Origin of the sequence: Aeromonas sp. CD, assembly GCF_033349375.1 — a bacterium.
Taxonomy (GTDB): Bacteria; Pseudomonadota; Gammaproteobacteria; order Enterobacterales; family Aeromonadaceae; genus Aeromonas; species Aeromonas hydrophila.
In genome coordinates, this window is the sequence record NZ_CP137631.1 from 746,784 (window position 1) to 762,311 (window position 15,528).

Here is a 15,528-nt window from a genome sequence, read left to right on the forward strand (position 1 = left end):
TTCGAATTCAAGATGCATCGCCATGGCAAAAGCCCTCTCTCTGATGCTTGCCCAGTTGAATCTGACGGTAGGCGCCATCGAAGATAACTGTGACAAGGTACTGGCGGCAGCCGCCGAGGCCGATCGGCAAGGTGCCGATCTGCTGGTCTGCTCCGAACTGGCCCTGACCGGCTATCCGCCGGAAGATCTGCTGCTGCGCGCCGATCTGATGATCCGGGTGGAGGCTGCCCTGGCCCGCATCGCGGCATGGCAGGGGGCTTGCGCCATTCTGGTGGGTCACCCCTGGCGCGACGAGGAGGCACTCTACAACGCCGCCTCCCTCTACGAGCAAGGCAAGCTGGTCGCACGCTACTTCAAGCAGGATCTGCCCAACTACGGGGTATTCGACGAGAAGCGCTACTTCACTGCGGCAACCGAGACCTGCGTGGTCCCCTTCCGTGGTCATCAGCTGGGGTTGCTCATCTGTGAAGACCTCTGGCAGCCGGGTCCGGCGCTGGCAGCCAAGGCGGCGGGAGCCGAGCTGCTGCTCACCATCAATGCTTCGCCCTATGATCAGGAAAAACCATGGATCCGCCGCGAGCTGATGGCCGAGCGCTGCGATCAGACCGGTCTGCCGTTGGTCTACCTCAATCAGGTATGTGGTCAGGACGAGCTGATCTTCGACGGTTGCTCCAAGGTGTTCAACAGCCAGGGCGAGCTGACCCACAAGCTGGCCCCCTTTGCCGAAGAGCTGGCGCTGGTGCGCTTTGCCGATGGGCAGCCGGTGAAAGAGCGGGAACCCGCAGCGCCACTGGAGCCTTTGGCTGAGATCTATCAGGCGCTGGTGTTGGCGGTGCGCGACTATGTCACCAAGAACGGCTTCCACGGCGCCGTGCTGGGCCTCTCCGGCGGCATCGACTCGGCACTGACCCTGGCCATCGCGGCCGATGCCATCGGCGCCGACAAGGTGCAGGCGGTGATGATGCCGTTCCGCTACACCGCCCAGATGAGTGTGGAAGATGCCAAGGAGCAGGCCGAGCGGATGGGGGTAGAGTTCAATATCATCTCCATCGAGCCGATGTTCGAGGGCTTTATGGCCCAGCTGGCACCGCTGTTTGAAGGGACAGCCCGCGACACCACCGAAGAGAACCTGCAGGCGCGCTGCCGCGGTGTGCTGTTGATGGCGCTCTCCAACAAGCGTCGTCGCATCGTGCTGACCACCGGCAACAAGAGTGAGATGGCGGTCGGGTATGCCACTCTGTACGGCGACATGGCCGGCGGCTTCGACGTGCTGAAAGATGTCCCCAAGACACTGGTCTTCAAATTGTGCGAATACCGCAATTCCGTCGATTATGTGATCCCGCAGCGGGTCATCGACCGCCCGCCTTCGGCAGAATTGGCACCGGACCAGGTGGATCAAGACAGTCTGCCCCCCTACGACATCCTGGATGCCATCCTCAAGCGCTACGTGGAAGAAGATGCCTCCGTGGCTGACATGGTGGCGGAGGGCTTCGAAGAGGCGGTGGTGCGCAAGGTGATCCGGCTGGTGGATCTCAACGAATACAAGCGCCGTCAGGCGGCGGTCGGGCCCCGCATCACGGCCCGCAACTTTGGTAAGGATCGCCGTTACCCCATCACGTCCGGGTTTGGCAAACAGAACTGGTAAGGAGTCACCATGAAGAAGATTGAAGCCATCATCAAACCGTTCAAGCTGGACGATGTGCGCGAGGCCCTGGCCGAGATCGGCATCAACGGCATGACAGTGTCCGAGGTCAAGGGCTTCGGCCGTCAGAAAGGCCACACCGAGCTCTATCGCGGCGCCGAGTACATGGTCGACTTCCTGCCCAAGGTGAAGGTGGAACTGGTGGTGCAGGACGAGGATCTCGATGCCTGCCTGGAAGCGATCCAGAACACCGCCCGCACCGGCAAGATTGGTGACGGCAAGATCTTCGTCTGCGAGGTGGAGCGCGTCATTCGTATCCGTACCGGCGAAGAGAACGAAGACGCCATCTGATGAGATGGCCGTGCCTCGTGATGAGCCAACGAATGGAGACTCGATCCCGCTGATGTCTTGGATGCGTCTCGTTGCGGTGGCCGGCCTGCTGGCCGGTCTGACCGCCTGCAGTACCCGGCCGCCGGCCCAGCCGGAAAACCTGTGCCAGATCTTCCGCGAGAAACCGGAGTGGCACAAGGCGGCGCTCAAGATGAACGAGAAGTGGGGAACCCCGATCCAGGTGGTGATGGCCATGATGTATCAGGAGTCCTCCTTCGTGCACGACGCCCAGCCGCCGATGCAGTATTTCCTCTTCATCCCGACCGGGCGGGCCAGCTCCGCCTACGGCTATGCCCAGGTCAAAGATGAAACCTGGGCCGACTACCAGCGGGAAACCGGCAACGGCTGGAGCGATCGCGACGACTTTGCCGACGCCATCGACTTCATGGGCTGGTACACTCACAAGGCCCAGCGGCTGAACGGCACCTCCAAGTGGGATGCGTATGGCCAGTATCTCAACTATCACGAAGGGTGGGGTGGCTATCGGCGTGGCAGCTACCGCAGCAAGGGATGGCTGATGAAGACATCCCGCAAGGTGGAGGCCCGCGCCCAGCGCTACGGCGCCCAGTATCGACAATGCAAGGATCAGCTCTCCAGCGGGGGCTGGTTCTGGTAACCAAATCAGGAGTCAGAAATGCCGTTATTGGACAGTTTTACCGTTGACCACACCCGCATGGCTGCGCCGGCGGTGCGTGTGGCCAAGACCATGCAGACCCCGAACAAGGACACCATCACAGTGTTCGATCTGCGTTTCTGCGTGCCGAACCAGGAGATCCTCTCCGAGCGCGGCATCCACACCCTCGAGCACCTGTTTGCCGGCTTCATGCGTGATCACCTGAACGGTAACGGCGTGGAGATCATCGACATCTCCCCCATGGGCTGCCGGACCGGCTTCTACATGAGCCTGATCGGTGCGCCGGACGAAGCCCGGGTTGGTGCCGCCTGGCAGGCCGCCATGAGCGACGTGCTGACCGTGCAGGAGCAGGGCAAGATCCCCGAGCTGAACGAATACCAGTGCGGCACCTACAGCATGCACTCGCTGGAAGAGGCCCATGCCATCGCCCGCCACGTGCTGGAGCGCGGCATCGGCGTCAACCGCAATGACGAGCTGGCCCTGCCGGAAGAGAAGCTGCAAAGCCTCTGATTCCTGGGGTAGTAAACATGAAAAAGGCCGGTCATTGACCGGCCTTTTTGCGTGCTGGCAGAATCAGGATGGCAGCGGCATCACCCGGTTGCGGCCCAGCTCCTTGGCCTTATAGAGCAGCTTGTCGGTGCGTTCGACCAGGCTGTCGCCCGTCTCCTGACCGCTATATTCACCCACCCCGAACGAGGCGGTGATGTGGTCGATGCGCCGGCCCGATTTGCGATCCAGAATCGACATCTTCTCGATGGCCCGGCGCAGGCTCTCCGCCATCTGGCGGCTCAGCGCCAGACTGCGCATGGGAACCAGCAGGGCAAACTCCTCGCCGCCGAGGCGGTAGGCGGTGACGCCCTCCTTGCAGGTTTCCCGCAGCCGCTTGCTGAAGGCGCGCAGCACCTGATCCCCCAGCAGATGGCCATATTCGTCGTTGAAGTTCTTGAAGCGGTCTATGTCCGACAGGATCAGGGAGAAAGGCTGCTTGCTGCGGATCAGGCTCTCTATCTCCAGATCGAAGGCGCGCCGGTTGAGCAGGCTGGTGAGGGCATCCTCGTTGGCCAGCTTGCGAGTCTCGTTGAGCGCCTCGCGCAGCTCCTTGATCTCCTTCTCGGCGCTGCTGAGCTGGTTGCGAAAGTGCATGGTGGACATGCGCACATCCCGCGACTCGCGCACCAGATCCCGCAGGATCCCCATGGTGTCCTCCAGGCTTAGCCCCTCGTCGTCGATGAGGCTCAGCCGGTCGAAGCTCTTGTCGAGCATGTCCTGAAACATGCCAGTGTCGGAGAGGGCATCCTGCATGGTGTGACCAAGCTCGTTGGCCATAGCGGCCAGGTTGAGCTTCATGGTTTCCATCTGCTGCTCATCTTGCGCGGCGAGGTGCTGGTGATAGAGGCGTTCACAGGTGGTGAGAGAGCAGGTTCCCTGCAGCTTGATGGCCTGATCGATGGCCTGATTGAGCTCGGGCATGCTGGCCGCCACGTAGTTATACCAAAGGGTGTAATTATCCGGCGTGGTGGGGATTTGATACTTTATCATCAGGGGAACCGCCTGCTTGAGATAGGCGGCGGATTGGGCGAACGAGTCCTTGCTCATGAGTTCCATGTCTCATCATGCCTGCAAACTGTGCATAGTATGACAGAGAGATTGGCCAAAAGGCAGTCGATGGATGCCATTCGCCCCCCCCTCCGATATAATGGCACCGTTACCACCTACCCTAAGGCCTGCTTATGTCTCAAAAAGATCCTTTCCTCGAACGCGAGGCCGAAAAATACGAGAACCCCATCGCCAGTCGCGAGATGATCCTCGACCTCATCAAGGGCCATGAAAAGCCCATGTCCCGTGAAGAGCTGGCAAAGGTCCTCAAGCTGACCGAAGAAGAGCCGCTGGAAGCCCTGCGCCGTCGTCTGCGCGCCATGGAGCGTGATGGTCAGCTGGTATTCACTCGCAACCAGTGTTACGCCCTGCCGGATCGTCTGAATCTGGTGAAAGGCTATGTGCTCGGCCACAAAGATGGCTTCGGTTTTCTGCGCCCCGAGGGTGGTGGCCCGGATCTGTTCCTGAACAACCGCGAGATGCAGCGCCTGATGCACGGCGATTACGCCCTGGTGCAGCCTACCGAGATCGACCGCAAGGGGCGCCAGGAGGCACGTCTGGTACGTCTGCTCAAATCCCGTGAAGCGGACATCGTCGGCCGCTACTTCGTCGAGAACGGCGTCGGCTTCGTGGTGCCGGATGACAGCCGCATCGGCCAAGACATCATCATCCCGGAAGGGGAGAACAAGGGGGCTCGCCAGAGCCAGGTCGTGGTCGTGCGCATCAATCAGCGTGCCACCGCCCGTTTCAATGCGGTCGGTACCGTGCTGGAAGTGCTGGGTGAAAACATGGCGCCCGGCATGGAGATCGAGATCGCCCTGCGTACCCACGGCATTCCGCACACTTGGCCGGAAGAGGTGACCAAGGAGGTTGCTGGTCTCGGCGAACAGGTGCCGGAGAAGGCCAAAGAGGGTCGTATCGACCTGCGCGCCCTGCCGCTGGTCACCATCGACGGGGAAGATGCCCGTGACTTCGATGACGCCGTCTTCTGTGAAGCCAAGCGCGGTGGCGGCTGGCGCCTGTGGGTCGCCATTGCCGACGTCTCCGCCTACGTGAAGCCGGGCACCGCCCTCGATACCGAAGCCTACCAGCGCGGCAACTCGGTCTACTTCCCTGAGTTCGTGGTACCCATGCTGCCTGAGGTGCTCTCCAACGGCCTTTGCTCGCTCAATCCGCAGGTTGACCGCCTCTGCATGGTGTGCGAGATGACCATCTCCGCCGCTGGCCGCATGTCCGGCTACAAGTTCTACGAAGCGGTGATGAACTCCCATGCCCGAATGACCTACACCAAGGTGGCGGCCATTCTGGAAGGGGATCCCAAGCTGCGCCAGCAGTACGAGCCACTGGTGGGTCACATCGAAGAGCTCAACAACCTCTACAAGGCGCTCAAGCATGCCCGCCATCAGCGCGGTGCTGTGGAGTTCGAGAGCGAAGAGACCCGCTTCATCTTCAACGCCCAGCGCAAGATCGACCGCATTGTGCCGCTGGTGCGCAACGACGCCCACAAGATCATCGAAGAGTGCATGATCCAGGCGAACGTGGCCGCGGCCCGCTACATCGAGAAGAACGAGGCAGCCGCCCTGTTCCGGGTGCACGACCGTCCGGGCGAAGAGCGTCTGACCGGCTTCCGTGACTTCTTGGCCGAGCTGGGCCTGGAGCTCAAGGGGGGCCTGGAGCCCGAGCCGAAAGATTTCGCCGACCTGGCCGCCAAGTTCGAAGGGCGCCCGGATGCGGAGCTGCTCTCCACCATGCTGTTGCGCTCCATGCGTCAGGCCATCTATCAGGCTGACAATATCGGTCACTTCGGTCTGGCCCTGAAGTCCTACGCGCACTTCACCTCGCCGATCCGTCGCTACCCCGACCTCATCCTGCACCGGGCGATCAAGTATCAGACCGCCAAGGAGCAGCAGGCCAACCTGCGCCACAAGTGGACCCCGAGCGGTGGTTACCACTACCAGCTGGAAGAAGTGGACCCGATGGGCGAGCACTGTTCCATGACCGAGCGCCGTGCCGATGACGCCACTCGCGACGTGGCTGACTGGCTCAAGTGCGAGTACATGCTGGATCACGTGGGTGACGAGTTTGACGGCGTCATCGCCAGCGTTACCGGCTTTGGCTTCTTCGTGCGTCTGGCCGAGATCCACATCGACGGTCTGGTGCACGTCAGCACCCTCACCAACGACTACTACCAGTTTGACCCGCTGCACCAGCAACTGATCGGCGAGAACTTCCGCCGCCGCTACCGTCTGGGTGACAAGGTGCGGGTCAAGGTGATGGGCGTGAATCTGGACGATCGCAAGATCGACTTCGTGATGGTGGAAGAGCCGCTCAAGGCAACCGGCAAGAACGCCAAAGAGATGGCGCGCAAGCAGGCCGAGATCAAGAAAGAGAAGGCCAAAAGCGCCGAACGCCACGAAAAACGCAAAGAGAAAGAGGGCAAGGACCACGGCAAATCTGCCAAGGGCGGCCGTGCCAAACCCAGCAACAGACGACCGAGCAAAAAAGCTCGCGACAAGGCCAAGAGCACTAAATGAGTACTGAACTGATCTACGGCATTCACGCTGTATCCGCGCTGCTGGAGCGCACCCCGGAGCGTTTCATCGAAGTGTGGGCCCTCAAGGGGCGCGATGACGACCGGCTGCAACCCCTGCTGGCTGAGCTGGATGCGCTCGGCCTCAAGGTGCAGAGCGTGAACCGCAAGACGCTCGACGACAAGGCGGAGGGTAACAATCACCAGGGCATCATGGCCCGGGTGAAAGAGGCGCCGAAGCTGGCCGAGCACGACCTGGCCAGCCTGCTGGACAAGTTGGCCGAGCAACAGACTCAGCCCTTCCTGTTGGTGCTGGACGGGGTGACCGATCCGCACAACCTCGGCGCCTGCCTGCGCAGCGCCGATGCGGCCGGGGTGCATGCGGTGATCGTGCCGCGCGACAAGGCCACCGGCCTGACCCCGATTGTGCGCAAGGTCGCCTGTGGCGCCGCCGAAGTGGTGCCGCTCATTCAGGTCACCAACCTGGCCCGCAGCCTGCGCGAGCTGCAGGAGCGTGGCGTCTGGCTGGTCGGCACTGCCGGTGAGGCGGATCACGACGTGTTCCAGGCCAAGCTGACCGGCCCGATGGCGCTGGTGATGGGCGCAGAGGGCAAGGGGATGCGGCGCCTCACCCGCGAGCACTGCGACGAGCTGGTGAGCATCCCGATGGCGGGGGCGGTATCCAGCCTCAACGTCTCGGTAGCGACCGGTGTCTGCCTGTTCGAAGCCGTGCGCCAGCGTCGTGCCTGAGGCGAGCTGAATGGACAGACCCCCGTTTTGCCGGAATCGGGTCACAGATGAGCAGGAGGCCGCGCGCCTCCTCTCTTTTGCCCGGCCGCTGACCCTGAGCCCCCGTGCCTGCCTCTGGCATGCTGGCGATCGACCCGATCTGCTGGTGATGGTGGAGCAGGGGCTGCTGCGGGCCAAGGTGGTGCTGGCGGATGGCCGCGAGTACATCAAGGAGTTCTACTGGGAGGGGGACGAGTTCCTCGACTTCCACCACCTGCTCAGTGGCAAGCCGGCCCGCTACAGCGTGGAGGCGCTGGAGCCCTGTCGGCTCTTGTTGTTCAATCTGGCCGACCTGCGCACGCTCTCCTGCTGGCCCGCCTGGTATCAGCATCTGCTGGCGGTGCAACTGCGCATCAAGGAGGAGAAAGAGCTGCTGCTGCTGACCGAAAGCCCGCAGGCCCGTTATCAACACTTTTTGCGCAGTTTTCCCGCGCTGGAGGCCAGGGTGCCCGATCACCAGATCGCCGCTTATCTGGGCATCACCCCCATCAGCCTGAGCCGCATTCGCAAACGGCTGAAGGATCTTAACAAAGGTTAATGCCGGCTCGCGTGCGGCTGGCTATGCTGCCCTTCTCATCATGAGCAAGGAACCCCCATGAACTGGTCTCTCAAGTCTTTTGAACAACTCGATGTCAACGAACTCTATGAACTGCTCACCCTGAGATCCCGGGTCTTCGTGGTGGAGCAGACCTGCGTCTTTCTCGATCTGGACGGGGTCGACAAGCGCCCCGACGTGCTGCACCTGCTCGGCTGGCAGGATGGGGCACTGGTGGCCTATGCCAGGCTGATGGCGCCCGGCGTGGCCAAGGCGCAGCAGGTGGTGATCGGTCGGGTAGTGACGGCGCCCGAGGCGAGAGGTGATGGGCTTGGTCATCGGCTGATGCAGCAGGCGTTGCAGGAGTGTGCCCGGCTGTGGCCAGGGGTCAGCATCTACCTCGGGGCCCAGGCACACCTGCAAGGTTTCTACGGTCGTCACGGCTTCACCGCCGTGGGTGAACCCTATCTGGAAGATGACATTCCCCACATCGGCATGAGCTCCTCTTAATACCTTTTAAGCATAACAATGAAATTATTATGTCTTGAGGTAGTAAAGAAAACGGGTGCTCGGCGCCATGTTAGTGGGTACCCTCTGAGTGATTAATCGGCAACAATCGATGGATAGGTTTTAAAAATGGTCTTTTACCCCATTAATTCAGAACAAGATTCAGCGATTGAGCCGTTGAGCCATTTTATTAGCGTTCGCCACTCGAGTGGCTGTCGCTGATGGAGTTGTTGCGCAAGCGGTTCGCACTGGACCTGCAAACCTTCGCCATCATCACCCTGGTGCTGGGCAATCTGGCCCAGGCCTTCTCCGACGTGCTGGTCAAGCTGATCGGCCCAGGCTTCAGCCCCTTCCAATACATGTTCCTGCGCCAGCTGCTGACCCTGCTGGTGCTGCTGCCCTTCATGCTGCGGGTTCCGCGCTCAGCCTGGGGGCTGGGTGCCTGGAAGTGGCACCTGCTGCGCGGCCACCTCTGCCTGCTCGGCGGGGGCGGCATGATGCTGGCCCTGACCCAGCTGCCGCTGGCCACGGCCAACGCCATCTTCTACGTCTCCCCGTTGCTGACGCTGCCGCTGGCGGCCTGGCTGCTCAAGGAGAAGATCAATTCCCGCGTCTGGCTGCTGGGAGGCATGGGGCTGCTCGGCGTGGTGTTCGTGCTGCGGCCGGGGGATTTTCATCTGGCCGGGCTGGGCGCCCTGGTGACCGCCTTCACTCTGGCGCTGTTCAACATCACGGGGCGCAAGTTGCCAGCCGGGATCTCGGTGGTAGCGACCCTGTTCTGGGCCAATCTGCTGGCTCTGCCGTTGACCGCCGGGCTGGCGGTACATCAATGGCAGCCGGTGGACTGGCGACTGCTGGTGCTGATCGGCGGCAGTGGCATCATGCAGCTGCTCTATCACGCCAGCTGCTTCTACGCCTATCGCCAGGTTGAAGCCAACCGCATCGCGGCGACCGAGTACTCGGGCCTGATGTTCGTGGTGCTGCTGGGGGTCTGGCTGTTTGGCGAGATCCCGGCGTGGAACCTCTGGGTCGGGGTGAGCTTCATCCTGCTGGCCATTCACTGGCAGCGCCGATTGCGCTGAGGCCAGGCCCATCGGCAGCAGGCCGATGGGTGAGAAAAACAGGCATCTTATGAGGCCGCTCTCTGTCATCGCCGGGCAAACCGGCTATGCTGGGCGGCCTGTTGCTATCGGAACCCTGTCGTGACCCCTACCATCTTTGCTGCCATCCTGTTGGCCGCCCTGCTGCATGCACTCTGGAATGCGCTGGCCAAGCGCCAGGCCGAGGGGCGCGTCAGCGTCTTGCTGGTCTCCCTCTGCTCCGGCCTGTTTGCCGCCCCCTTGCTGCCCTTGGTGGGCTGGCCGGTGGCGGCCGAATATCCCTGGCTGGCGCTCTCCATCCTGCTGCACTGCGGCTACTGTCTTTTTCTCGGTCGGGCCTATCGGCTAGGTGAGTTCGGCCAGATCTATCCGCTGGCCCGAGGCAGTGCCCCGCTGGTGACCCTGCTGTTCGGGGCCCTGCTGCTGGGTGAAGTGCCGGGAATGGTGGCGGTGACGGGAGCCGTGGTGCTGGTGAGTGGCGTGCTGCTGATGGCGTGGCGAGGTGGTCTGCGGCTGGCGCCGGCCGCGCTGCAGGCGGTGCTCATCACGGCGCTGTTTACCGCCTCCTACACCCTGTCCGATGGGGCGGGAGCCCGCTCGGCCGGTGAGCCGATACGTTACACCCTCTGGTTGTTCGCCCTCACCGCGCTGATGATGCCGCTGCTGATGCGCTGGCAGAGTCGCACCGCCTGGCGCGAGCTGGGGCCTGCGGCGTGGCGCAGCGGAGCCATCGGGGGCGCCCTGTCGCTGTTGGCCTACGGGATCGTCATCTGGGCCATGACCAAGGCGCCCATCGGCTTGGTGGCGGCCCTGCGCGAGAGCAGCGTGCTGTTTGCGGTGCTGCTCTCCTGGGGTTGGCTGGGGGAGACGCTGGGGCGGGTCCGGTTGCTGGCCGCCCTGGTGATCCTGGGCGGCATCCTGCTGATCCGCCTCGGCTAGGGGGAGGCGGCTTAAGGCATCCGGGCCGGCCGGTCAGGGAGTGACCCGGGTCGTGAGGGTGAACCCCTCCTCACAGGAGGCCAGTTGTACCTGGACCTGCCCCAGTTCGGCCAGGCTACCCACGTGGGTGCCGCCACAGGGGATGGTGACCTCCCGGCCTTCCAGCGAGCAGTGCCAGTAACGGGAGTCGATGATCGCCTCGCCGGCCCGGCTGCGGCGGATCTCGCCACCGGCCGCCAGCCAGTCTGCCAACTGCTGGTTGATCCTCTCTTCTATCTGCGGCAGGTCTGCCAGCAGCGCCTCGCTGTTGACTCCCTTCTTGCGCAGGCTCTTGCCGATCCGGTACTGCTCGCGCGAGCCCATGGGCTCGACCCGCGAGGTCTGGATGGCGAGGCGATCGAAGTCCGGTTGGTCCAGCGCGTCCCGCTCGCTGACCTCCTTGCGCCAGTAAGGCATCAGCGCCCGGTTGAGCGCCAGTGCCGCCAGATGACAGCCGCTGTGGCCCAGGCTCAGGGCGTGGCGGGCCTCGGCATCCACCCGCAGTGTCACCTGGCTGCCGACTGGCAGCGCACAGTGACCAGCCAGCGGGTGCACCACTACGAAGTGCCACCCTTCTGCGCCCCGCTTGACCGGGATCGCCTGGTCGACGAACAGCTCCCCATCCGGGCTGATGGCCCCCATGCGGCAGGGGCCGACGACCGCTTCGCCACCCTCCCAATGCACGGTACCCACGTCACCCGGCTGATCGGGCCAGAGGTGGCTCTGGGGATGAAAGGGGGTGAGGTCGGTGACCAGCAGGCTGGTGTCGCCGCTCTGGCAGCAGATGACGCTGGCCTGCTCCTGATGGTGGCCCAGCACGAAGCTGGCTCGGGTATGTGGCATGGATGGCTCCCGTAAATCGAAGAGGAAGAGAGCCGCCAGCATACGCCAAAGCGCAGGCCGGCTCATTAACCTCGGTTAACGAACCGGCCTGAGGAGGGGGGGAGGGCTAGATCATGGCGACCAGCAGGTAGGCGTTGAGCCCGATCACCAGGGCGACGATAAGGCGGCCGACCGCCTGTGTCACCGGGTGGTTGCGATACTCCCCCATCAGGGCGCGATCGCCGGTCAGCATCAGCAGCGGAATGAGCGCCAGCGCGATGCCGAAGCTCAGCACCACCTGGCTCAGCACCAGGATATCGGTGGTGTTGAGGCCCATGGCGATCACCACGAAGGCGGGGGCCATGGTGATGGCGCGGCGCAGCCAGAGCGGGATGGTGAAGCGCACGAAGCCCTGCATCACCACTTGGCCGGCCAGCGTGCCCACCACGGTAGAGCTGATGCCGGAGGCGACCAGCGAGAGGCCGAACAGGGTGGCGGCCGCCTGGCCCAGCAGCGGGGTCAGGGTCTGGTAGGCCGACTCCAGCTCGGCTACCTGCTGGTTGCCGGAGCTGTGGAAGGCGGCTGCCGCCATGGCCATCATGGCCAGGTTGACGAAGCCGGCGATGGTCATGGCGATGGCCACGTCGACCCGGGTGGTGTGCAGCCGCTGGGGGATCGAGCCCTGATCCTGGGTGTGCTGGGTCAGTGCCGAGTGCAGGTAGATGACATGGGGCATCACGGTGGCACCGAGCACGCCGGCCGCCAGATAGACGGCGTCGCTGTTGGGCAGGCCGGGGAAGAGGGCGCCCTCCAGCAGGCTCGGCAGGTGGGGACGGGAGAACACCAGCTCGACGATGTAGGCCGCCGCCACGAACAGCAGCAGGCCGCCCACCACGAACTCCAGCGGTTTCTGGCCGCGGGACTGCAGCATCAGAATGCCCCAGGTGACCACGGCGGTGATGCCGGCTCCTTCCAGCAGGGTGACCCCGAGCAGCAGCTTGAAGCCCACGGCCGCACCGATGAATTCGGCCAGATCGGTGGCCATGGCGATGATCTCCGCCTGTACCCAGTAGGCCCAGACCGCCGGCTTGGGCAGCCGGTCGCGAATGTGCTCCGCCAGGTTCTTGCCGGTGACGATGCCGAGTTTGGCCGAGAGGGTCTGCACCAGCATGGCCATCAGGTTAGCCCATACCACTACCCACAGCAGCTGGTAGCCGAAGGTGGAACCGGCCTGAATGTTGGTGGCGAAGTTGCCCGGATCTATGTAGCCGATGGCGGCAATAAAGGCCGGCCCGAGCAGGGTCAGTTTGAATTTGCGGGCCGGGATGGCCGTGGTCAGCGCGGGTTGCATGGTATCAGCCTCCATAAGTGCATGGAGATAGAATAGATCTAAATGATAATTATTATCAATTGAAGTTTTGTATTGTTCTCATAGATAAAAACATCGGTGGCGGCTGGTTGCAGTGGGGGATGGGATTTTGTACAATACGCCGCCCTAGAAAAGCAGCGTCTAAACACCATTATGTTCCTTGCCTCCGAGGTCTGGCTGCACCTGGGCGGAGGCTGAATTAATCCGTAAGGAGCTAAAATGCGTCATTACGAAATCGTCTTCATGGTTCATCCGGACCAGAGCGAGCAAGTACCTGGCATGATCGAGCGTTACACCGGCGCCATCACCACCTCCGGTGGTACCATTCATCGCCTGGAAGATTGGGGCCGTCGTCAGCTGGCTTACCCGATCGACAAACTGCACAAAGCCCACTACGTTCTGATGAACGTAGAAGCAGAGCAAGCCGTTATCGATGAGCTGGAAACCAACTTCCGCTTCAACGATGCCGTTATCCGCAACATGATCATGCGCACCAAGCACGCCGTGACTGAAGTTTCTCCGATGGCCAAGGCCAAGGAAGAGCGCTTCACCCGTCGTGACGACGAGCGCCGCGAAGAAGCTACTGAAGCTGCTTCCGAAGAGTAATTCTGGATCACTGACTAGAGGATAAAGGCCATGGCACGTTATTTCCGTCGTCGTAAGTTCTGCCGCTTCACCGCCGAGAACGTTACCGAGATCGACTACAAAGATATCGTTACTCTGAAAAACTACATCACTGAATCTGGCAAGATCGTACCGAGCCGTATCACCGGTACCCGCGCCAAGTATCAGCGTCAGCTGGCACGCGCCATCAAGCGTGCTCGTTACCTGGCTCTGCTGCCGTACACCGATCTGCACAACAAGTAAGAATCGGTCCGGCGCTTAAGCCTAACTCAACGAAATTTATAGAGGAAAGGTAATGCAAGTTATCCTGCTCGACAAAATCGCCAAACTGGGCGGTCTGGGTGACCAAGTTTCCGTGAAAGCTGGTTATGCCCGTAACTACCTGATCCCGCAAGGCAAAGCTGTTATGGCTACCAAGGCCAACATCGAGACCTTCGATGCTCGCCGTGCTGAACTGGAAGCCAAACTGGCTGCCGGTAAAGCTGCCGCTGAAGAGCGCGCTGCCAAGCTGGGTGAACTGGCTGCCGTTGTTATCGCCTCCAAGTCTGGCGACGAAGGCAAGCTGTTCGGTTCCATCGGTACCCGTGACGTGGCTGAAGCCATCACTGCTGCCGGCGTAGCCGTTGCCAAGAGCGAAGTCCGCATGGGCAACGTTCTGCGTAACACCGGTGACTACGAAGTTGTTGTTCAGCTGCACGCTGACGTCAAAGCAACCGTACAGATCCAGGTTGTTGCCCTGTAATAGCGATTCGCTTTTGCAGAAAAAACCCGCGCACTTGCGCGGGTTTTTTATTTTCAGGCCCAGGGTTAGAGTAAGGATCCGTTCTTCTGGAGGAGATCCCTATGGCCTGGGTCGAAGGTCGCGTCCTTGAGCGTATCGAGTGGACGCCCACCCTGTTCTCCCTGCGTGTGGCGGCCGAGCTGGCCCCCTACAAGGCGGGGCAATTCACCAAACTGGCCCTCGAGCAGGGCGATCGCCGCGTCCAGCGGGCCTACTCCTTCGTCAATCCCCCGTCTGCCCCCTATCACGAGTTCTATTTCGTCGAAATCCCCGATGGGGAACTGACTCCGTCCCTCGGTTCACTGCAAGCGGGCGACAGCCTGCTGGTGCAGTCCCTGGCGACCGGTTTTCTGACCCTGGACGAGATACCGGCCGGGCGCGATCTCTGGCTGCTCTCCACCGGCACCGCCATCGGCCCCTTCCTCTCCATGCTGGCCGACGGGGAAGCCTTCGCCCGTTTCGAGAATCTGGTGCTGGTGCACGGGGTGCGCAAGGGGGAAGAGCTGAGCTATCGGGAGCTTATCGCGGGTTTTGCCGCCCGCCACGGCGAGCGTTTTCGCTATGTGCCCTTCGTCAGCCGGGAGGAATGGCCCGAGGCGATGGCAGGGCGGATCCCGGCCGCCATCGCCGACGGTCGGTTGCAGGCGCGGGTCGGGCTGGAATTTGCTCCCGAGCTGAGTCAGGTGCTGATCTGCGGCAACCCGGCCATGGTGAAGGAGACCCAGCAGACCCTGCTGTCATTGGGGCTGGCCAAGAACCTGCGGCGGGCGCCCGGCAACATCAGTGCGGAGAACTACTGGTAGAGAAATGGACACAGGGGCCTCGGCCCCTGTGTCAGGGTAACGGGGATGACGATCAATTCTTCTTGCCGTTGCCGTTGCCGTTGCCGTTGCCGTTGCCTTTTTGCTTGTTGTGGCCCTGGCCCGGGTTGTTGCCGCTGTGGATGCTGCGGTTGTAGTGGTCCCGGTATTTGCCGTCCATCTTGTCGCAGTTGAGCTGGATGCGGCTGTCGCCGATGCCGAGATCCAGGCAGTTATTTTGCCACCAGTCGTACTCTTTCTGATCCCAGTTGATGTCCAGCTTGATGTCGTCGGTGGAGAGTTTGACGCCATCGTTGTTCTTGGAGGGGGGCGCCGCCACGGCCACGCCTTGGACGAGCAGCAGGGAGAGCAGCAGTATGGATTTGTGCATGATGACCTCGAGTGCGGAAGGATTGGTCTCAGTGTAGAAG

The 15,528-nt window shown here is 62.2% G+C and carries 18 protein-coding genes; 14 read left to right on the forward strand and 4 right to left on the reverse strand.

What is annotated here, in order from left to right; all coding sequences use genetic code 11:
* Positions 1 to 22 precede the first annotated feature (22 nt).
* The 4 genes from R2E40_RS03470 (at position 23) to luxS (ending at position 3,176) form a co-directional block, all read left to right on the forward strand.
* Positions 23 to 1,645 (forward strand): NAD+ synthase, encoded by a 1,623-nt coding sequence (locus R2E40_RS03470; RefSeq protein ID WP_318164774.1) that lies wholly within the window; start codon positions 23 to 25, stop codon positions 1,643 to 1,645.
* A gap of 9 nt (positions 1,646 to 1,654) precedes the next feature.
* Positions 1,655 to 1,993: a nitrogen regulatory protein P-II gene (glnB, locus tag R2E40_RS03475; protein ID WP_005308848.1), complete on the forward strand. Its 339-nt coding sequence runs from the start codon at positions 1,655 to 1,657 to the stop codon at positions 1,991 to 1,993.
* 61 nt (positions 1,994 to 2,054) lie between these two features.
* On the forward strand, positions 2,055 to 2,648 hold the full coding sequence (locus tag R2E40_RS03480; RefSeq protein WP_272481394.1) for a transglycosylase SLT domain-containing protein: 594 nt from the start codon (positions 2,055 to 2,057) through the stop codon (positions 2,646 to 2,648).
* 18 nt (positions 2,649 to 2,666) lie between these two features.
* The gene (gene luxS, locus R2E40_RS03485) at positions 2,667 to 3,176 is read left to right on the forward strand and encodes an S-ribosylhomocysteine lyase (protein ID WP_318164775.1); all 510 of its coding nucleotides are present in this window, start codon (positions 2,667 to 2,669) and stop codon (positions 3,174 to 3,176) included.
* A 63-nt stretch (positions 3,177 to 3,239) separates the two neighbouring features.
* Here luxS and R2E40_RS03490 read toward each other — a convergent pair whose 3' ends face one another.
* Positions 3,240 to 4,262: a GGDEF domain-containing protein gene (locus R2E40_RS03490; protein WP_029304632.1), complete on the reverse strand. Its 1,023-nt coding sequence runs from the start codon at positions 4,260 to 4,262 to the stop codon at positions 3,240 to 3,242.
* 134 nt (positions 4,263 to 4,396) lie between these two features.
* Here R2E40_RS03490 and rnr point away from each other — a divergent pair, with 134 nt between their 5' ends.
* From rnr to R2E40_RS03520, 6 genes are all read left to right on the forward strand, one after another.
* On the forward strand, positions 4,397 to 6,796 hold the full coding sequence (rnr, locus tag R2E40_RS03495) for a ribonuclease R (RefSeq protein ID WP_024944558.1): 2,400 nt from the start codon (positions 4,397 to 4,399) through the stop codon (positions 6,794 to 6,796).
* Positions 6,793 to 7,542: a 23S rRNA (guanosine(2251)-2'-O)-methyltransferase RlmB gene (gene rlmB, locus R2E40_RS03500; protein ID WP_241416781.1), complete on the forward strand. Its 750-nt coding sequence runs from the start codon at positions 6,793 to 6,795 to the stop codon at positions 7,540 to 7,542. The genes rnr and rlmB overlap by 4 nt, the downstream gene beginning before the upstream one ends.
* A gap of 10 nt (positions 7,543 to 7,552) precedes the next feature.
* On the forward strand, positions 7,553 to 8,119 hold the full coding sequence (locus tag R2E40_RS03505; protein ID WP_318164776.1) for a Crp/Fnr family transcriptional regulator: 567 nt from the start codon (positions 7,553 to 7,555) through the stop codon (positions 8,117 to 8,119).
* 57 nt (positions 8,120 to 8,176) lie between these two features.
* A complete protein-coding gene (locus R2E40_RS03510) occupies positions 8,177 to 8,626 on the forward strand; it encodes a GNAT family N-acetyltransferase (RefSeq protein ID WP_011704664.1) in 450 nt (149 codons plus the stop codon).
* Positions 8,627 to 8,844: 218 nt separating this feature from the next.
* Complete coding sequence (locus R2E40_RS03515; RefSeq protein ID WP_016349445.1) at positions 8,845 to 9,705, forward strand: DMT family transporter; 861 nt, start codon at positions 8,845 to 8,847, stop codon at positions 9,703 to 9,705.
* A 120-nt stretch (positions 9,706 to 9,825) separates the two neighbouring features.
* The gene (locus tag R2E40_RS03520) at positions 9,826 to 10,662 is read left to right on the forward strand and encodes a DMT family transporter (protein ID WP_029304635.1); all 837 of its coding nucleotides are present in this window, start codon (positions 9,826 to 9,828) and stop codon (positions 10,660 to 10,662) included.
* Between the two features lie 33 nt (positions 10,663 to 10,695).
* Here R2E40_RS03520 and R2E40_RS03525 read toward each other — a convergent pair whose 3' ends face one another.
* Positions 10,696 to 11,586: a hypothetical protein gene (locus R2E40_RS03525; RefSeq protein WP_318164777.1), complete on the reverse strand. Its 891-nt coding sequence runs from the start codon at positions 11,584 to 11,586 to the stop codon at positions 10,696 to 10,698.
* A 64-nt stretch (positions 11,587 to 11,650) separates the two neighbouring features.
* Positions 11,651 to 12,874: an Nramp family divalent metal transporter gene (locus tag R2E40_RS03530; RefSeq protein ID WP_318164778.1), complete on the reverse strand. Its 1,224-nt coding sequence runs from the start codon at positions 12,872 to 12,874 to the stop codon at positions 11,651 to 11,653.
* Positions 12,875 to 13,111: 237 nt separating this feature from the next.
* Between R2E40_RS03530 and rpsF the strand changes: the two genes are divergently transcribed.
* The 4 genes from rpsF (at position 13,112) to R2E40_RS03550 (ending at position 15,100) form a co-directional block, all read left to right on the forward strand.
* The gene (gene rpsF / locus R2E40_RS03535; protein ID WP_005308887.1) at positions 13,112 to 13,498 is read left to right on the forward strand and encodes a 30S ribosomal protein S6; all 387 of its coding nucleotides are present in this window, start codon (positions 13,112 to 13,114) and stop codon (positions 13,496 to 13,498) included.
* Between the two features lie 30 nt (positions 13,499 to 13,528).
* Entirely contained in the window at positions 13,529 to 13,759 is a 231-nt protein-coding gene (gene rpsR, locus R2E40_RS03540; RefSeq protein WP_005308890.1) for a 30S ribosomal protein S18, read from the forward strand.
* 52 nt (positions 13,760 to 13,811) lie between these two features.
* Positions 13,812 to 14,258: a 50S ribosomal protein L9 gene (gene rplI, locus R2E40_RS03545; RefSeq protein WP_011704669.1), complete on the forward strand. Its 447-nt coding sequence runs from the start codon at positions 13,812 to 13,814 to the stop codon at positions 14,256 to 14,258.
* A gap of 101 nt (positions 14,259 to 14,359) precedes the next feature.
* Positions 14,360 to 15,100, forward strand: coding sequence for a ferredoxin--NADP reductase (locus R2E40_RS03550; RefSeq protein ID WP_049047995.1), 741 nt, complete (start codon positions 14,360 to 14,362; stop codon positions 15,098 to 15,100).
* Positions 15,101 to 15,152: 52 nt separating this feature from the next.
* Here the strand turns inward: R2E40_RS03550 and R2E40_RS03555 are convergent, their stop codons facing one another.
* Entirely contained in the window at positions 15,153 to 15,488 is a 336-nt protein-coding gene (locus tag R2E40_RS03555) for a hypothetical protein (protein ID WP_130633049.1), read from the reverse strand.
* Between the last annotated feature and the right edge of the window lie 40 nt (positions 15,489 to 15,528).